At 64.9% G+C, this 16,891-nt stretch carries 10 protein-coding genes; 3 read left to right on the top strand and 7 right to left on the bottom strand.

The annotated features are described in order from the left end of the window. Positions 1–138, top strand: a 138-nt coding sequence (locus G404_RS20335; protein WP_156906236.1) for a hypothetical protein, incomplete at its 5' end; no start/stop codon positions are given. A gap of 329 nt (positions 139–467) precedes the next feature. On the opposite strand, the gene G404_RS0107630 is transcribed toward G404_RS20335, so the two are convergent. Beyond that, positions 468–1,691 (bottom strand): outer membrane beta-barrel protein, encoded by a 1,224-nt coding sequence (locus G404_RS0107630; RefSeq protein ID WP_084601155.1) that lies wholly within the window; start codon positions 1,689–1,691, stop codon positions 468–470. Between the two features lie 587 nt (positions 1,692–2,278). Here G404_RS0107630 and G404_RS0107640 point away from each other — a divergent pair. Further along, on the top strand, positions 2,279–2,779 hold the full coding sequence (locus G404_RS0107640) for a CHAP domain-containing protein (RefSeq protein ID WP_028640560.1): 501 nt from the start codon (positions 2,279–2,281) through the stop codon (positions 2,777–2,779). A gap of 4 nt (positions 2,780–2,783) precedes the next feature. Here the strand turns inward: G404_RS0107640 and G404_RS0107645 are convergent, their stop codons facing one another. Next, positions 2,784–5,087 (bottom strand): putative bifunctional diguanylate cyclase/phosphodiesterase, encoded by a 2,304-nt coding sequence (locus G404_RS0107645; protein ID WP_028640561.1) that lies wholly within the window; start codon positions 5,085–5,087, stop codon positions 2,784–2,786. A gap of 195 nt (positions 5,088–5,282) precedes the next feature. Between G404_RS0107645 and G404_RS0107650 the strand changes: the two genes are divergently transcribed. After that, the gene (locus G404_RS0107650) at positions 5,283–6,707 is read left to right on the top strand and encodes an aldehyde dehydrogenase family protein (RefSeq protein ID WP_028640562.1); all 1,425 of its coding nucleotides are present in this window, start codon (positions 5,283–5,285) and stop codon (positions 6,705–6,707) included. A gap of 30 nt (positions 6,708–6,737) precedes the next feature. On the opposite strand, the gene G404_RS18445 is transcribed toward G404_RS0107650, so the two are convergent. From G404_RS18445 to G404_RS0107680, 5 genes are all read right to left on the bottom strand, one after another. After that, complete coding sequence (locus tag G404_RS18445) at positions 6,738–7,997, bottom strand: glycosyltransferase (RefSeq protein WP_051280362.1); 1,260 nt, start codon at positions 7,995–7,997, stop codon at positions 6,738–6,740. A 143-nt stretch (positions 7,998–8,140) separates the two neighbouring features. After that, a complete protein-coding gene (locus tag G404_RS0107665) occupies positions 8,141–12,355 on the bottom strand; it encodes a translocation/assembly module TamB domain-containing protein (RefSeq protein WP_028640563.1) in 4,215 nt (1,404 codons plus the stop codon). Next, a complete protein-coding gene (locus G404_RS0107670; protein ID WP_245584442.1) occupies positions 12,355–14,694 on the bottom strand; it encodes an autotransporter assembly complex protein TamA in 2,340 nt (779 codons plus the stop codon). The genes G404_RS0107665 and G404_RS0107670 overlap by 1 nt, the downstream gene beginning before the upstream one ends. Next, the gene (locus tag G404_RS0107675) at positions 14,630–15,439 is read right to left on the bottom strand and encodes an arginyltransferase (protein ID WP_028640565.1); all 810 of its coding nucleotides are present in this window, start codon (positions 15,437–15,439) and stop codon (positions 14,630–14,632) included. Before G404_RS0107675 ends, G404_RS0107670 begins: the two co-directional genes overlap by 65 nt. Before the next feature lie 210 nt (positions 15,440–15,649). After that, complete coding sequence (locus G404_RS0107680) at positions 15,650–16,885, bottom strand: threonine ammonia-lyase (protein ID WP_028640566.1); 1,236 nt, start codon at positions 16,883–16,885, stop codon at positions 15,650–15,652. Positions 16,886–16,891: the final 6 nt, after the last annotated feature.

Raw genomic sequence — 16,891 nt, forward strand, 5'->3', positions numbered from 1 at the left:
ACGCTGTTGTGGTCGGGCACCGTGTCGGCCGTGCTGTTTTTCGTGCTCGACAAGACCATGGGCCTGCGTCCGACCGAAGAGGTCGAACGCGAAGGCCTGGACATCAACGAACACGGCGAACGCGCCTACAACTATTGATCCGATCCTGATTTGACCTGCGGTGGCGGGACCGGGGGTAATCCCCCCGGTTCCGCCATCGTTTCGTTCCGCGGTACCGGCCGGCCACACTACGCGCAGTTTGCCGCACGCCGCATCATCGTTGCGAAGCACGCCCCGCCAACGCGCGCCGCCACCCATTCCAATGCGCCCGAACACGCGAACGACCACCCGACCGGCCTCCCCGGTGCGGGTGTAGGCGCATGGGCCCAGGCCGATCCACAGCCGGGCGCGTGCGGGGCACAGCCGCGTGATGCCGGCCCCGCGCGCGAAACGGTGCGCCTGGCAATCCAGGCGCACCGCCACCGCAATCAGAACAGGACGCCGGCTTCCAGCAGACCGCGGACCTGATCACCCTGGTCAGCCGCAGCGCCAAAACCAAGCCCGGGGGCAAGCGTATCGACCTTGGTATACGACAGCTCTGCCCGCGCGAAGAAGATGCCCTTTTGATACGTGGGCGTCACCGTCAGCGAGACCGCCTTGCTGTGCGGCCCATAGAGCAGATTGGTGGGCACACAGTCAGACTGCGTGCCACAGTCCGCGCCGCCGGACTTGAGATATTCGGCACGGGCGGCAATCGAATAGCCACCCGACAGGGTATACTTGGCCAGCATCGCTGCACCCAGCACATCCGCCGACGTCCCCAGCCCGAGCAGGGTGTCGTGTCCGGCGCGGTTGTATTGCAGGTACGGCGAAAGCGTCACTGGACCATTGCTGTAGCTGTACATCAGGTTGAAAATGCTGCCGTTGTTCTGGGCAACCGGGGTGGCATAGGTATTGTGGTACGAGCGCGACAGGCTGCTTGCGCCCACCACCGTCACCGCATTGGCGGCGTCGAACGCATAGCCAACGGTGCCCGATATCCAGTTGAACTTGCCCGAAAAATAACCGTCATTCAGCGACAGCGCCGCGCTCAGCTTGCCATGTGCATAGTTGATCTGCGCGCCGCGACTGACCGCTGGCTCCTGATTCCACAGCAACCCGCGCTCGACATTCATGTCCTGAAACGTGAAGGTGGATTCAGCGCCGACCAGCGTTGGCAGAAAGCCGCCGGTGATAAACAGATCGGGACTGAGCACGACTTTGGCATAGCCCACGGGGAGCGCACCATAGGTCTGTCCGATGGCGCTGCCGGCACGCAAATAGGGGGTTCCCAGTGCCGGTATCGAATAAGCACCGACCTGAACGTAGAACTGCACCGGACCTTTGGTCGTCTGAAATTCAACCTGGGCGTTTGTCACATCGCCTACGGCTTTGGCCGTCAGAGTGCCGGGCACATTGGTCGCATGGTTTTGCAACAGACCAACACCACTGAACTGGCCCGTCACGTTGACAACGCCCAACGGGCCTGCGTTGACCGACAATGGATGGGCGTTGGGCGCGAGCGGCCCGGAAAAGCTTGGCGTTGCAACCGCGTCCGACGCGGCCGCAGAAGCCGACGGAGCAACGGCAGAGGGGATTGGCGCAGCATCGCCGGTTTCGGCAGCATCAGCCGCAGGGTCGGCAATGCTAGCGGCAACCGCCAGCGCAGGCATTGCAGTACAGTAAATCGCCAAACCGGCATAAATGACAAGGTTCTGGTTTCGCACGTATTCGCACCCCTTTTTGTGGCGCTTGGCCACGGGTTGTTCTTGTTGGAGATGACGCACCGCGTTTTTTGATTGTCCACGGAAGACTGGCTTCCGGAGGACTGTTCCCGTCGGTTATGGTGGTATCAACCCAAGCAATCGAAGCAGACGCTGGCCCCTGCATAACCAGCCACGTCCAACCGCTTCTTAGGAAACGAATCCAAGTAAATGAAAATTATTCGTGTTATTAAGGGTTTATGCGTAAAGCGCCGCCGCCAGTGCGCGGTCCTTTAGACCCCATCTGCGATCGCATGCTGCATTTGGCGGGCAGTCGTGGTCCGCGGCGGCATCGCGCGGCATCAATGCGATATGGATCTTTCCAGCCTTGACTGCGTCGCACGGGCCGGTGTCGCGCGGGTGATCGCTCGCCTTTCGTTGCAATGCAGCATTCGCGAGGCGCCGCGCTGCAATGCGGGATGAACGGTGGGACGGGTACGGCGAACCGATCCGGCACGGGGTTCGCGAATCTGCGGAATGTACCTAGACACTGGGCCATGCAGCGTTCCGCCATCCTTCGCACGATCACCGGCCTCATCGCCCTTGTCACCGTTGCTGCGGTGCCTGTGGCGGCCCAGGCCCGGATCCAGTGCGTGGCCTATGCCCGCCAGGTTTCGCAGGTTCAGCTTTCGGGCAATGCGCGCGACTGGTGGGGCCACGCCGAGGGTGTCTATTCGCGCGGCAACACGCCTCGCCGCGGATCGGTTCTGGCGTTCCGCGCCACCCACGCCATGCCGATGGGCCATGTTGCAGTGGTCAGCAAAGTGCTCGACGATCGCCATGTGCTGATCAACCATGCCAACTGGTCGCGCCCCGGCATGGTCGAACGCGACGTGATGGCAGTCGATGTTTCGACTGCGGGTGACTGGTCGCAAGTGCGCGTGTGGTATGCCCAGACCGGCTCGCTCGGCCTGCGCCCCTCGCCCGCCTTCGGCTTCATTTACCCTGCCACCGAAACCGCCAGCAGCGCCGGGCACACCGACGACAACGCCGGCTGATCGGTCATGCCAGCCTGAGCAGGCGCCCACCTGCCGGCCGCCCCAGCAACGGGCGCATGTCCTCGGCGGGCATCGGTTTCCAGAACAGGTATCCCTGGACAAGCTCGCACCCGGCGGCCTGAACCAGTTGGCGCTGGGTCTCGTTTTCGACGCCTTCGGCCACGACTTTCATACGCAGGCTGTGCCCCAGTGCCGCGATCGTGCACAGGATCGCATTGGCATCGGCATCGCTTTCGATGTTGGACACGAACGACCGGTCGATCTTGATCCGTTCGAACTGAAACAGCCGCAGATAGCTGAGGCTGGAATAGCCGTTGCCAAAATCGTCGAGCGCAACGCGGAACCCCATGCGATTGAGTTCGCGCAACACGCCAAGCACGTGGTCGGAACGATCGAGCATCACGCCCTCGGTGATTTCCAGCACGATCCTGGCCGGATCGATGCCGGTTTCCGCCACGATCGCGGCCATTGTCGGCAGGAAATTGCCAGCCATGATCTGGATCGGCGAAAGGTTCACCGAAATGTCGCATGACGGCCAGTCGCGGCATTGCGCAAACACCCGCCGCAGCATCCAGTTGCCCAGCACGATCATCAACCCGCCCTGTTCCGCAATCGGCACAAACAGATCGGGCCGGATGGCCCCGCGTTCGGGATGCTGCCAGCGCAACAGCGCCTCGACCCCGACAATCTCGCCCCGCCCGGCGGTGACGATCGGCTGATAGGCAACCGACAATTCATCGCGCGCAATCGCCCGGCGCAATTCCATTTCCAGTTCCAGCCGCAATTTGACACTGGCGTCCATGTCGCGGGTAAACCGGCGAAAGCGCGCACGGCCGCGCTGCTTGGCGCGGTACAGCGCGATATCCGCGCGGCGCAGCAATTCACCCGGATCCTCGCTTTGCGCCGGCCCCCAGCTGATGCCGCATGAACAGGTTACATCGATGGCATTGCCCGAAATCACGAACGGTTCACGCAGCACCGCCATGATCTGCTGCCCCAACTGGTCGGCCATCGCCCGCCCGCCTTCGGCCCGGCGCAAGACAACGAATTCATCTCCGCCAAACCGCGCGATGAAATCGCCGGCCGCCATCAGCCGGCGCAAGCGCAGCGCGACCTGGCGCACCAGTTCATCGCCGACATGGTGGCCCAGCGTGTCATTGACAACTTTGAACCCGTCGAGATCGATATAGCCGACAAACACATCGCCGCGCTGCTGGCCCGTGATACATGCAGCCAGATCCTGACGCAGGCGCTGCATGTAATGCACCCGGTTGGGCAGGCCCGACATTGCATCGTGCAGCGCATTGTGGCGCGCCTGCGCCTCGCTGGCGAGCAGTTCGCGGGTGGTCCGCCAGGTCCGCCGCAGCACCACACTGCCACCGACCAGCACGCCCACAAACAGCAGGGTCCAGGCCCACAGCATCGGTTCGGCGCTGCGCACGATTGCCGGCCCCGGGCTGCGCGCGGTCCAGTGCAGCCAGCCCAGGCGGGTTCCGTCAACGCTGTCGAGCGCGATGGCATTGTCAGCGGCGGCAGGTTTTGCGGCCAGCGTCAGGCCAAGATCACCAAGCACCAGATCGCGCCGCATGCGCGCACTTTGCGCATCGTCGAACGGGCGCAGTGTGGCAAAATAGACCGGCGTGTGCAGCATTGCGTCGGGCACATGATCGGGCACGATCGAACCCACCGTGATGATCATCACCTGTCCGTTCATCCTTACCAGCCCGCCGGCCCAACGTGGCAGGGGCATCCCGGCACGGTCGACCGGCCACGACGATCCGTCATCTGCACGGATCTGTCCAACGGGTGTACCCAGCACCATCCCTGATGCCTGGCTGCGCGCGAGCAGCTTGGTCACTGTGCTGCGCAAGCCCTGAAACCGGCTCTCGGCCACAGGCGCGCCCCTGATCCAGCCGCGCATCACCGAACCGTCGCGCCTGACCAGTAACGCCTGCTGCGTGGCAAAGGCCTGCCAGGCATAGGCGCCAAATTCGTGGTCGACCCAGGCCATCGCGCGCGCGTTGCGCGGCGCCGCGGCCACGCGCACCACCGCCTCGTTCCAGTTCAGCAGGCCCAGTTGCGCGCTGACATCGCCTTCCATCGTCCGATCAAGCAGGCGCCGGACCAGCTGGCGTTCGTCTTCGCGGTTCAGATCGTCGGCCACCCCGATGGCATGTTCGAAGGCCACGACAAGCGCCGCCGACAGTGCGATCAGCCCCAGAAACGTGGCAAGCGCCACCCATCCGGTGCGAAGCCCGGACGCGATCTGCCGCTCAGCCTTTGAGCGCATTGCAGGAACCAGACCCATGACGACAGCGATAACGCAACCGGTCCAAACAAATGGTTAGCTTCGCAAACCGGCAGGGGCCCGGGTAAACCCTGCTGCGCCTGAAACGATTGCTTGAGATCTGGTTGCAACCTGCCACCGATCTTGCAATTTGCGCCCACCCCGCCAAAGTGCGCCGCGAACGGTGCGGCCAGACTCGCAGCCGTCGGAGGTAACATGCGCGAACTTTTGAAACATTACATCGACGGGCAGTGGGTCGAAAGCCAGGGCGGCCGCCGCTACGAGGTGATCAATCCCGCCACCGAAGAGCCCTGCGCCGCGATCACACTGGGCAGCGAAGCCGATGTCGACAAGGCCGTGGCCGCTGCCAAGCGCGCGTTTGCAACCTATAGCCAGACCTCGCTCGACGAACGCAAGGCGCTGCTGAGCCGGATCATCGCCGAATACAAAAAACGCATTCCCGACTTTGCCGCGGTGATCAGCGAAGAAATGGGCGCGCCGATCAGCTTTGCCGGTACCGCCCAGACCGGCGCGGGCATCAGCTATCTGGCAGGATCGCTTGAAGCGCTTGACGGGTTCCATTGGGAAGAACCGGTGCCCGGCGCCAATGCCCGCATCGTCTATGAACCGATCGGCGTCGTCGCCGCGATCACCCCGTGGAACTGGCCGTTGAACCAGATCTGCGCCAAGATCGCGCCGTGCATCCTGGCGGGCAACACCGTCATCCTGAAGCCGTCGGAAGAATGCCCGTCGAACGCGGCAATCTTTGCCGAAGTGCTCGATGCCGCAGGCGTTCCGCCCGGCGTGTTCAACCTGGTCCAGGGCGATGGCCTGGGCGTGGGCGTGGCGCTGACCAAACATGTCGATGTCGACATGGTCAGCTTTACCGGATCGACCCGCGCCGGCATCCAGATTGCCAAGAACGCGGCCGACACGGTGAAGCGCGTGCACCAGGAACTGGGCGGCAAATCGCCCAATCTGGTGCTCGAAGACGCTGACTTTGCCGCAACGCTGCCGGGCACGCTGTCGGGCGTGATCGCCAACACCGGCCAAAGCTGCATCGCGCCGACGCGCATTCTGGTGCCCGCCGCGCGCAAGGCCGAAGCCGAAACCTTTGTCCGCGACTATTTCGCAGCGGTAAAGGTGGCCAGCCCGACCGAAGAAGGCGGCCATATCGGCCCCGTCGTGAACAAGGCCCAGTGGACCAAGATCCAGGGCCTGATCGAAAAGTCGATCGAAGAAGGCGCCAGCCTGCTGCAGGGCGGTCCCGGCCTGCCTGACAGCGTCAACCGCGGGTATTACATCCGCCCGACGGTGTTTTCCGACGTGACCCCCGACATGACCATTTTCCACGAGGAAACGTTTGGTCCGGTCGCGACGATCACCACCTATACCGACATCGACGATGCAATCGAACTGGCCAACCGCACCAACTATGGCCTGTCGGCCACGGTCACCGGCGATCCGGAAGCCGCCAAAAGCGTGGTCGGCAAGCTGCGCGCCGGGCTGGTTGCGGTGAACCAGTGGGGCGGCGTCAAGGGCGGTGCATTCGGCGGCTACAAGCAGTCGGGCAATGGCCGCGAAGGCGGCCGCCACGGACTGAAGGACTTCATGGAAGTGAAGACCATCGTTAACGCCTGACAGGTACCAGGGCTGACGGGGGAAACCCCGTCAGCCTGCTCTTTGGCCCGCCAGCATCGGCGTGGCGGCAGGGCGCCGGAACCAGCGGGCCTTTTCCTGCCGCTGCCAGGCCGTAGCCAGTGCCCGCGAATAGACATCGCCGAACAGCATCTCAAACGTCTGATCCCACGAAAACCGTGCCGTCACGTGGTCACGCGCGCGCTGGCCCATCGCGGCCGGATCACCCCGCCACACCGCCGCAACCGCGCGCGCCATCGCCGCAACATCATCCAGATCGACCAGTTCACCCAGCCCCTTGGGCACGCGCTGGACCATCGCGCCCGAGGCGAAACCGACCACGGGCAAACCGCAGGCCTGCGCTTCGAGCACCGACAGGCCAAACGTCTCGTCGGCCATGGCCGAGACATAGATATCCGCAGACGCCAGCAGCCGGGCCAATTTGAACCGGTCTGCGCAATAACCGGGCAGCACCACCGGCAATCCGCGCGCGGCATCCGCCAGCTGATCGCGCAACTTGCCGTCGCCAATCAGGATCATCGACGCACCAAGTTCAGGCGGCAGGGCGCGGAACATCGCGATCAGGCGATCGGCACGCTTTTCATTGTCGAGCCGCCCGGCATAGGCCAGCAACGGGCCGGTGGCAGGCAGGCCAAGTTCGGCGCGCAAGCCCGGATCGCGGCGATCGGGGTGAAATGTGCCGGCATCGACACCCAGCGACAGCACATCGACATGCGCAACGCCATAGCCGGTCAGCACGCCGCGCATATCCTGGCCCAGCGTATAGACCCGGTCGAATTCGCGATAGGTGGTCGCGGCATAGCTTGCCGACAGGCGGCGCAAGCCGCGCGCCACGAAATCACCAAACAGGGCGGCACCCACGCGATAGACATGGGTGTTGGGAAAATCGGTGTGATACCCTGCCACCAGCGCGGTGTCGGGATGCGCCCGGCGATAGTTGATCGCGGTCCACGGCAGCACCCATGGACATTGCGATTCGATGATTTGCGGCCGGTATTGTTCCAGCACCGCGCGCACCGCCGAGGTCCGCGTGATAAAGCGATAATTCGGGCTGCCGCGCACCTGCTCTGCGCCGATTTCCACCCAGACGTGCCGTCCGTTCTCGACCACCCGATCTTCGGGCCCAGGCACGATCTGCAACAGGCGGCAATCGTGCCTGGCCAGAACGTAGTCGCGTTTTTCACGCAAATAGGTGCCGATGCCACCACCACCGACAGGGGCGTAGCTTTGCGTCAGGTCGCAAATGGGACGTCCGGAGTTGATTGCAATCACCCTATCGCTTGAAGCAACAAGCTATGACAACCCGGTGACGTTGAGACGCCGCGAAGTGTAATTTTTCGTGTCAACCAGGGTTGTGCTGTCGCAGTTGCCAAACCCGCCGGCAAAAGCAGGCGTTTTGACCGCAAACAACCGTTTCAATAATCCTTGCTGAACTTCAGACTGGCCGATTCATCGTACAGCGTCGACACGGTTCCCAGCAGTGACAGCCACCGCGTCAGCCGGAATTCGATCGATGTGGCATTGTAACCATGCCCGTCGGTCACCAATTCGACATAGAACCTGCGACCCAGGTATTTGCCCACGGCCAGCGCGGTGCCGCGCCCGATGGTGGGATCGGCGCTGAGCACGCGCAGCCGGTCAAGCCCGATCGCACTGCGCAGCTTGTTGATCGGATCAAGCCCCCCGCCCCCGCGCAGCGCCGCCAGGGCAGACGCCAGTTGCACCGCTTCGGGCGCGGAAATCTGCGTGATCGAGCTGCCGAACAGGATCCGGCTGAGCAGTTCTTCTTCGGGCAGTGCCGGCGTCGAGGCAAAGCTGATCTGCGGCTTTTGCGCCGATCCTCCGATAGTGATCGTTGCCGAAATGTCGTTGGCATCGCCTGTTGCGATGATATCGAGCTGCGGATCGATCGGGGTTTCGCCGTTGAACCGGATGCGCCCGCGGGTCAGATCGAACCGTTTGCCGGCAAATTCGTAACTGCCCCTGATCACCTCGGCGCTGCCGAAAATCTGCGGCGTGGTGGTATCCCCGCGCAAATGCACATCGGTCTGCCATTCGCTTTCCAGCCCCATGCCGTGCACATCGATACGGTTGGCCCCCACGGCATCGATCAGCAGCTTCCACGGCGCGCCGCGCGCCGCGGGCGGTGCGACATCGAGCGGCGTATTGCGTTCGGTCACCGCGATCACCGGCAGGCTTTGCACCGCGCTGGTGCGGCCCAGCACCCAGCGCGCGCGATCGATATGCAGGCGGCCGGCCACCGTCCCTGCGTGCCCGTCGGACACGATACGCATCGGGCCGGTAATCGTTGCCCCCATTTCAGGTCGATTGACCAGTTCGGCATTGGTGGCGCCCAGGCGCAGATCGATCTTGGGCTTTTCGCTCGACACATCGCTGAAATCGATCGAACCGCTGCCGGCGACATGCCCGCCATTGGGCGCGGTACCCGACACATGCGCCAGCGACAGATGCGTGCCGTTGAAACTTCCGGCCAGGTCGATCGCCTTGATATCGGACCCGCTGATCGCGCTTTGCGCGCGCAAGTTGTGGCTGATCACTGCGCCGCTCAACACCGGGGCGTCAAGCGATCCGCGGACATCGGCCGCAACACCGATCGGCCCGGTCAGGTCAAAGGCATCGATCGCGGCAAGCCGCCACAGCGCATCGGCGGGCCCGGCAAAGCGCAATTGACCGTGCAAGGTCCCGGCGCGCAGCCGATCGATCATCGATCCGCCGCGCGGCAGATCGGCAATCAGCGCCTGCAACCGCATGCGCGGCACGGTGCCTTCGCGCGCCACCGCGCGCACCTGCAGCGCGCGCGCATCCAGTTGCCCGACCAGCGCCAGATCGAGCGGACGCGACGTCAGCACCAGCCCCGAACGGGTCAGCCCCATCACCGACAGCGCAGCATGGCCCTCGGGTACCCCGGTGTGATCGTTGCGATAATCGATCACGCCCGAGGCATAGCCCCCCAGCCCCAGATCGGCATAGACGATATCAAGCGTTGACAGCGGCATGCGTGACACCGCCAGATGCATATCGGTCGGCCCATTGCCCAGCCGCCCGCTGGCAATGACCGCGCCGCTGCCGAAATTGATCTGGCTGGGTTGCAGGCGCCAGCCGTCACCATCGCGGTTCAGGACCGCACGGCGCGGCATGGTGATCGTATTGCCTGCATAATCCCCTGCCAGAAAGGCGCTGATCCGATCGGGCGTAAACGCGGCCGTACCCTGCAGCGCCAGCCGCGTGCCGCGGCGCCCGGCAAGCGACGCGGTGATCGAGCCGGCGCCATTGACCAGCGACCCGTCGGCCATCAGCCGTCCGATGAAAAGATTGCCGACCGACAGTCCCTGGGCCTTCAACGATCCGTTGATCGCGGTGCTGTCATGCGCAAACCGCGCATTGAGCGTCAGATCGGCAAGTCCCACCGTGATCGGCCGATCCCCGTCAAACCGTGCGGCGCGCGCCTTGAGCACGGCGCTGACCGCCTGCCCGGCAGTGCTGCCCGCCAGATGGATTGTGCCATCGATCCCGCCGCCCGCCAGCGCCAGATCCCCGTCAAGCCCGGCCGGGGCCAGCGCCAGATTGCCGCTGATCCGGGTGTTGAACACGCGCGCATTGCTCAGCGTGATCCGCGATGGATCGTTGCCATCGCCCGCCGGTGGCGCGGCAATATCGAGCGTGGCGGCAATCGGCCCAAGGCGTGAGGCGGCCCCTGCCACCACGCGATAACCGCCCGGGGTACCAGTCAGATCAAGTGCCAGCGCCTTGATCCCCGCGGCGGGGAACGGGTCGGCAAAATGAGCCTGCCCGCTGGTGCCCGATCGATCGACCGCCAGATGCGCGTCAAACGCGCCATAGTCGGCGTGATGCCCTTCGACCATCGCGGTCAGATCATGGCCCGGGCCATAGCTGCCCCTTGCGGTGGCGGTGACACTGGTCGAGGCAATCTGCATTCCGGGCACCACCAGCGCGCGATGCGCACCCCAATGCAGGCTGCCCGATACCCGCGCATGATCGCCTGCAAACGCGGTCAATCCGGCAGTCTGGAATTGGGCGACATTTCCGGCGTAATTGACCGCCAGCGTCCACGGCACGCGGTATCCGAAGGCCAGCACGCCTTTGCCCGTGCCGTCCACGCGGCCGACGTGCGGCAGGTCCACCGCGCGCGCATCGACCCGCCCGGCCAGCGCGTAGGCGGCGCGGCGCAGATCGCCCTTGAGCGCCAGATTGGCCGTCAATCCGCGCCCTGTCACCCGCCAGCCATCGCCCGACAGGCTGGTTGCATCGATCCGCAGCGATCCGTTGAGTTGCCCCCCCGCCAGCCGTTCATCAAGCCACGGCGTGCCGGTATCCACGTGCTGCGCCCTGACCATCAGCGGCACGGTCAGCGCGAAGCCATGCCAGCGCGCAACGCCCGCCGTATGCAGGCCGGTCAACCGTGCCAGTCCGGTGTCGAGCCGGGTAACGGTCAGATCGTGCGTGATCGCCAGATCGCCAAACGCGCCGTCCAGCCGCGCGGTCATCCGCGCGGGGCCCGGATGCACCGCATCGCGAAACGCCGCCGGCAGCAATTCGGGGCGGACCAGCGCGATGCCCAGTGTCAGCGCTTCGGCGCGGTTGCGCACCAGATCGACCGCGCCCAGGCCATCGACCTGGCCCAGCGCATTGGCAGCATGCAACCGCCCGTTGAGCACGCCCCCCGCAAACGTTCCGGCATATGTCAGGTCCAGCCGATCGCCGCCCAGTTGCGTGACCAGCCCCCCCATCGCCGCCGACGGACGCGCCAGCGCGTTCAGCCGATAATGCCCGGCGCGGTTGTCCAGCTGTCCATCGATCAGCCGGTGCCCGTCAGCCTCGGCCAGAAAGGTGCCATGCCACCGGGAAAACCGCCCTGCCCCGCCGATTTGTGCCGTAATCGTGTGATGCACCCCGCTTAGCGCCGACAGCAATCCGCCCTCGGGCGCGTGGTAATCAAGGTGCAGCGCGAATGTGTCGCGATCCGGTTCGCTGTCGAGGTTCAGCGAAAGGCGGTCGCGCCCGCCCAGCCGTCCGTCGCACGCCACGACCACGCGCCCGTCGTGGACCTGGGCCTGCGCGGTCAGATCGATGCGCCGCCGCGCGCCGGCCAGCCCGGGCGCCACGGTCAGCCCGTCCACGCTCAGCCGATCGATCCGGATATCGAAATCGGGCAGGATCGGTGCGTTCGGATCGGAAGGATTGAGCCGGGGCTCGCGCAGCAGCAGCCCGCGATGCAGTGCCAGATCGCGGATGTCCAGACCACCGCCCAGCCCCAGCGCCAGCCGCAACGCGGGCAACGGCCGCCAGTCCAGATTGACATCGGGCACAGTCAGGAACCGCCCCTGCGGATCGGACAGCACCACATTGTGCAATTGCGCTGCGCCATACAGCGATCCGTCGATCCGCCCGATGGTTATGCCAAGCCCGCTTTGCAGGCGCAGCGCCGCAACCCGGTCGGCCACCAGCCGATGGCCCAGTGGCGAATCAAGCACCAGCAACCCGAATGCGACAAGCCCGACCAGCCCAAGCAGAACCAGTCCGGCCAGCCGCAGCGTCGCCGTCTTCCACCCGCGCCGCACCGGGGCCTGATCGCTGGCTGGCTCGACCATCAGAACGCCTGGCCCAGCGATACATAGACGCCGATCCGGCTGTCATGCGGCGATGGATTGATCGGCGTGCCCAGATCGATGCGGATCGGTCCGAAATTGGTCTTGTACCGCATGCCCAGCCCGGCGCCGAACTTGGCCCCGCGCATGGTGGGCGTGGGCGTGCTGCCCACCATGCCGGCATCGACAAACGGCACAACGCTCAGCGCGCCGTCAAACATGCCGGTGCGCACCCGCGCCTCGAGCGAGAATTCGGTCAGCGACAAGCCGCCGATCGGATTGTTGCTCGCATCCCTCGGGCCCACATCCTGATAGCCATAGCCACGAACCGAGGCGCCGCCACCGGCATAAAGCCGTTGCGACGGCGCGATATTGTCGATGCTGGTGCCATTGATCGCGGCCACCCGCACGCGTTCGGCCAGGACCACAGTCCGCGACACCGGCTGATAGGCGCTGGCATCAAGCTGGGTTGTCACATAAGAGGATCGCGGCCCGTCCTGAACCGAAATGGCAGGTGACAGCGTAACCGCCACGCGCATGCCCCGGGTCGGATCGAGCAGATTGTTGCTGGCATCAAACGCCAGTTTGGCCGGCAACGCGGCAATGAAATAGGGCACAAACGGAGCGCCGGGCGCAGACCCCGCCGCAAGCTGCTTGGTCGCGATCACCTGCACGCCCAGCGAATAGGCCCACCGTTTCTGGAACAGCAGCGTGCTCTGCTTGTCGAGGGTCATGATCGCCGACAGCGTGCGCGCATCATAGGCATCGGTGTTGAGCGACTGGGCATAGAGATCAAGGTTTATCGCCTGATCGCGCGCCATGAAATTGCTGCGACGGACGGTCACGCCGGCCAGTTGCTGGCGCGTCCCCAGAATGCCGCGCAGCCGCAGCATGCCTTCGGGCGGGAACAGGTTGCGGTCTTCCCAGCTGCCGTCGACTTCGAAACCTTCGCCGTTGGACAGGCCGATCGCGGCGCCGATGGTGTGTTGGGGGCCCTTGGTCAGCTTCACATCCAGATCGGCCACGCCCGGCGCAGTCGACGTCGGGGCCAGTGCCTCGCGCGGGGCAATCGTCACCCCGCCGACGATGCCGGTGGACAGCACCGCGCGGCGAAAATCATCGACCAGGTGCTGGTCATAGGCCCGGCCCGGGCGGAACCGCGCCATGCGCTGCAAATGGTGCGCGTTGATAAAGCCGGGCAGCGAACTGGTGATCGCGCCAAACACATATTGGCCCCCGGTCGTCACCGGCACGGCCAGATTGGCCAGTTGCGTCGCGTGATCGACATCAAGCGCCGGGTCGCCCACTTTGGCAAAGGCGTGGCCGAAATGCGTCAGCGCATCATACAGCCGCATCCGCGCCGCCAGGATTGCATCGGTCTGGGCGGGATCGCCCGGCTTCAGCGCCAGCGCGGCCACCAGCACTGCGCTGTCGGGGCTTTGCAGAACATCGCCAAGCGCAATCGTGCCCAGCCGATAGCGCGTGCCCGGCACCACTTCGAACCGCACCGTCGCCTGCGGCACCACCGGACCACGGGGCTTGGCCACGGGCGCGGGGGTGTCGGTGGTGGTCAGCACGCCGATCAGGTTCTGGCTGACTTCGGCGTCGTAATAGCCATAGATCCGCAAGATCTGCTGCAACAGCGCCATATCGTCGCGCGCGCGCCGCGTCAGTTGCGCCAGATTGTCATCGCCGCGCCCCAGCGCACGCAACGACGACAGGTCGACAAAACGCGCCGATATCGCCGCCAGTTCCGGAATTGCCGTGCCGCGCGGAAACACCAGGTCGATCCCGGGTGCAGCGTGGTGGACCTCGGCATCGCCCGCCAGCGGACCGCGCCAGCCACCGCGCGGCATCGCCACATCGAGTGCGGCGCCGGCATCGCGCGCAGCATTGGCCACCGCCGCAAGATCGGCATCAGGCGTCAGCTGTTCGATCGCCGGCAGCACAAAGCTGTCAGGCCAGGCGATCGTCAGGCCCGGTATCGGCCCCAGCGCCGCATCGGTCAGCGGCATGCCATCGGGCTGGTTCAACCAGCTGACATCGGGCAGGATCTGTGGATCGGGCGGATGGTGCGCGTCATCGGTATCGAGCGCCCAGCGCATCGGATCGGCCAGCGCGCTGTCGGGGATCAGATCGGTCAGCGCCGGATCGGTCGGCTGGGCACTGGCCGCCGGCACGGACGGCGTGGTCGCGGGCTTCGTCTGCGCTGCGGCCGCTGCCGGTATCAGCGCCAATGTCCCAACGGCCAGCCACACCTGCATCAGCGCGGTTGATTCAGCCGGACGTGGCCGCCACCAGCGCGTCACGTCTGCGACCGGTGGCAACACGATCGATCGCATCGGCCTGTTCTGCGGGCGCAAGCCGGGTCCAGCCATCGGGGCCAAGCCGCTCCATCGGGCGAAAACGGACCTTGTACTGCATGCACGCCGATCCCTCGACCCAATATCCCAGATAGACATAAGGCAGGCCCAGCTGGCTCGCGCGGCGGATGTGGTCAAGAATAATGTACGTGCCAAGACCTGCCCTGGTCGGATGATGGGGGTCGTAAAAACTGTAAACCATCGAAAGTCCATCCCCCTGATGGTCGGTCAGGCATGCCCCGACCAGCCGCCCGGGCGTGCCATCGGCATTGGGCTCTCGATATTCCACCACATAACTTCTTACCGGGCTATGTTCCACCATGTCGGCGAAATCGATTTCGTCCATGGCCGCCATGCCGCCGCCGGGGTGGCGCACCGCCAGATAGGCCTGCAACAGTTCATATTGTTCGGGTGTCGACCACGGTTTGCAGACACTGGCAATCAGGTCGGCGTTGTTGCGCATGGTGCGACGCTGGCTGGACGAGGCATCGAATTCGGACGCGACCACGCGCACCGAAACACACGCGGTGCAGCCAAGACAGCTGGGCCTGTAGGCAACGGTCTGGCTGCGACGAAATCCGATGCGGCTCAGCGCGTCGTTCAGCTCGGCAGAATTGTCGCCTTTGAGTTCGGTGAACACCTTGCGCTCGGTCCGGCCCGGCAAATAGGGGCACGGCATCGGGCTGGTGACGAAAAAGCGGGGAAAACGAACCGGGGCGCTCACGTGCCGTCCAATGTCCTGTGCTGCCACCGGTCGACCTTGGCCCGGTGCTGGTGCCTGCAATGATGCCGCAGGCCACCATACAGTAAAACCCGGGTTAACCAAGATATCCGGCAAAAGACGCGATTTGTTTGGATGTGGCCGCACACAGCGCCCGCGCTGTCCCGGCAGGGGACAGCGCGGCTCGCCCGGATTAACGCCGACGCGCCGCGATCAGCCCAGTTCGACTTGTTCGATCTCGTACCCGCGCGCGCGCAGCGCCTCGACCAGGCGATCGATCTGTTCGCGGTCGCGCGCTTCGCATTCGATCTCGGCGGTCAGACCCTTGGCGGGCAACGAGGTGAAAATGCGCTGATGCCAGACTTCAAGGATATTGACCTGGTGGCGGTTGAATTCCTCGACCACCTTGAACAGCGCACCGGGACGATCCTGCAGCGTGATCCGCAACCGGCCCAGCCGGCCCGATCGCGCCAGATCGCGCAACAGCACATTGGCCAGCAGGCGCGTGTCGATATTGCCGCCGCACAGCACGATGCCGACTTTGCGACCGGCAAAAATCTCGCGGTTGGCCATGACCGCGGCCAGGCCTGCTGCACCCGCGCCTTCGACCACGGTCTTTTCGATCTGCAACAGCAACGAAACCGCCTGTTCCAGATGCGCCTCGTCGACCAGGACGATATCGTCGACCAGGCCGGCCAGCGCCGCCGAGGTGAATTGGCCCGGTTCCTTGACCGCGATCCCTTCGGCCAGCGTATCGCCGCCGCACGGCAGATCCTGATGCTTCAGTTTGTTGAACATCGATGGAAACAGCCGCGCCTGCACCCCGATCAGCCCGATCGCCGGGTTGATCCCGCGCGCCGCCGTGCCCATGCCGGTCAACAGCCCGCCGCCACCGATCGGCACCGCCAGCATGTCAAGATCGGGCACGTCTTCCAGCATTTCCAGCGCGACGGTGCCCTGCCCCGCGGCAACATGGGGATGGTCGAACGGGTGGACGAACGTCAGGCCCAGCTCGGTTTCCAGCAATCGCGCGTGCGCATAGGCGTCATCAAAGGTTTCGCCTTCAAGCACGACTTTGCCGCCGACGCTTTCGGTCTGGGTGATCTTTACCGTGGGTGTGGTGCGCGGCATCACGATCGTGACCGGCACGCCCAACCGGGTGCCATGATACGACAGGCCCTGCGCGTGATTGCCGGCCGAGGCCGCGATCACCCCGCGCTGGCGCTGTTCGTCTGACAACAACAGCAGCGCGTTCAGCGCGCCGCGCTCCTTGTAGGCGGCGGTGAACTGCAGGTTTTCGAATTTCAGCCAGATGTCTGCGCCGGTAATCGCGCTCAGCGTCTTGCTGTGCAGCGTGGGCGTGCGCACGACATGCCCGGCAATGCGCGCCGCAGCAGCGCGCACATCATCGAGCGACAGGCCGGAGGCCGTAAGGGCAGTTGCGTTCATGGCAGT

Origin of the sequence: Novosphingobium acidiphilum DSM 19966 (assembly GCF_000429005.1) — a bacterium.
GTDB classification, from domain to species: domain Bacteria; phylum Pseudomonadota; class Alphaproteobacteria; order Sphingomonadales; family Sphingomonadaceae; genus Novosphingobium; species Novosphingobium acidiphilum.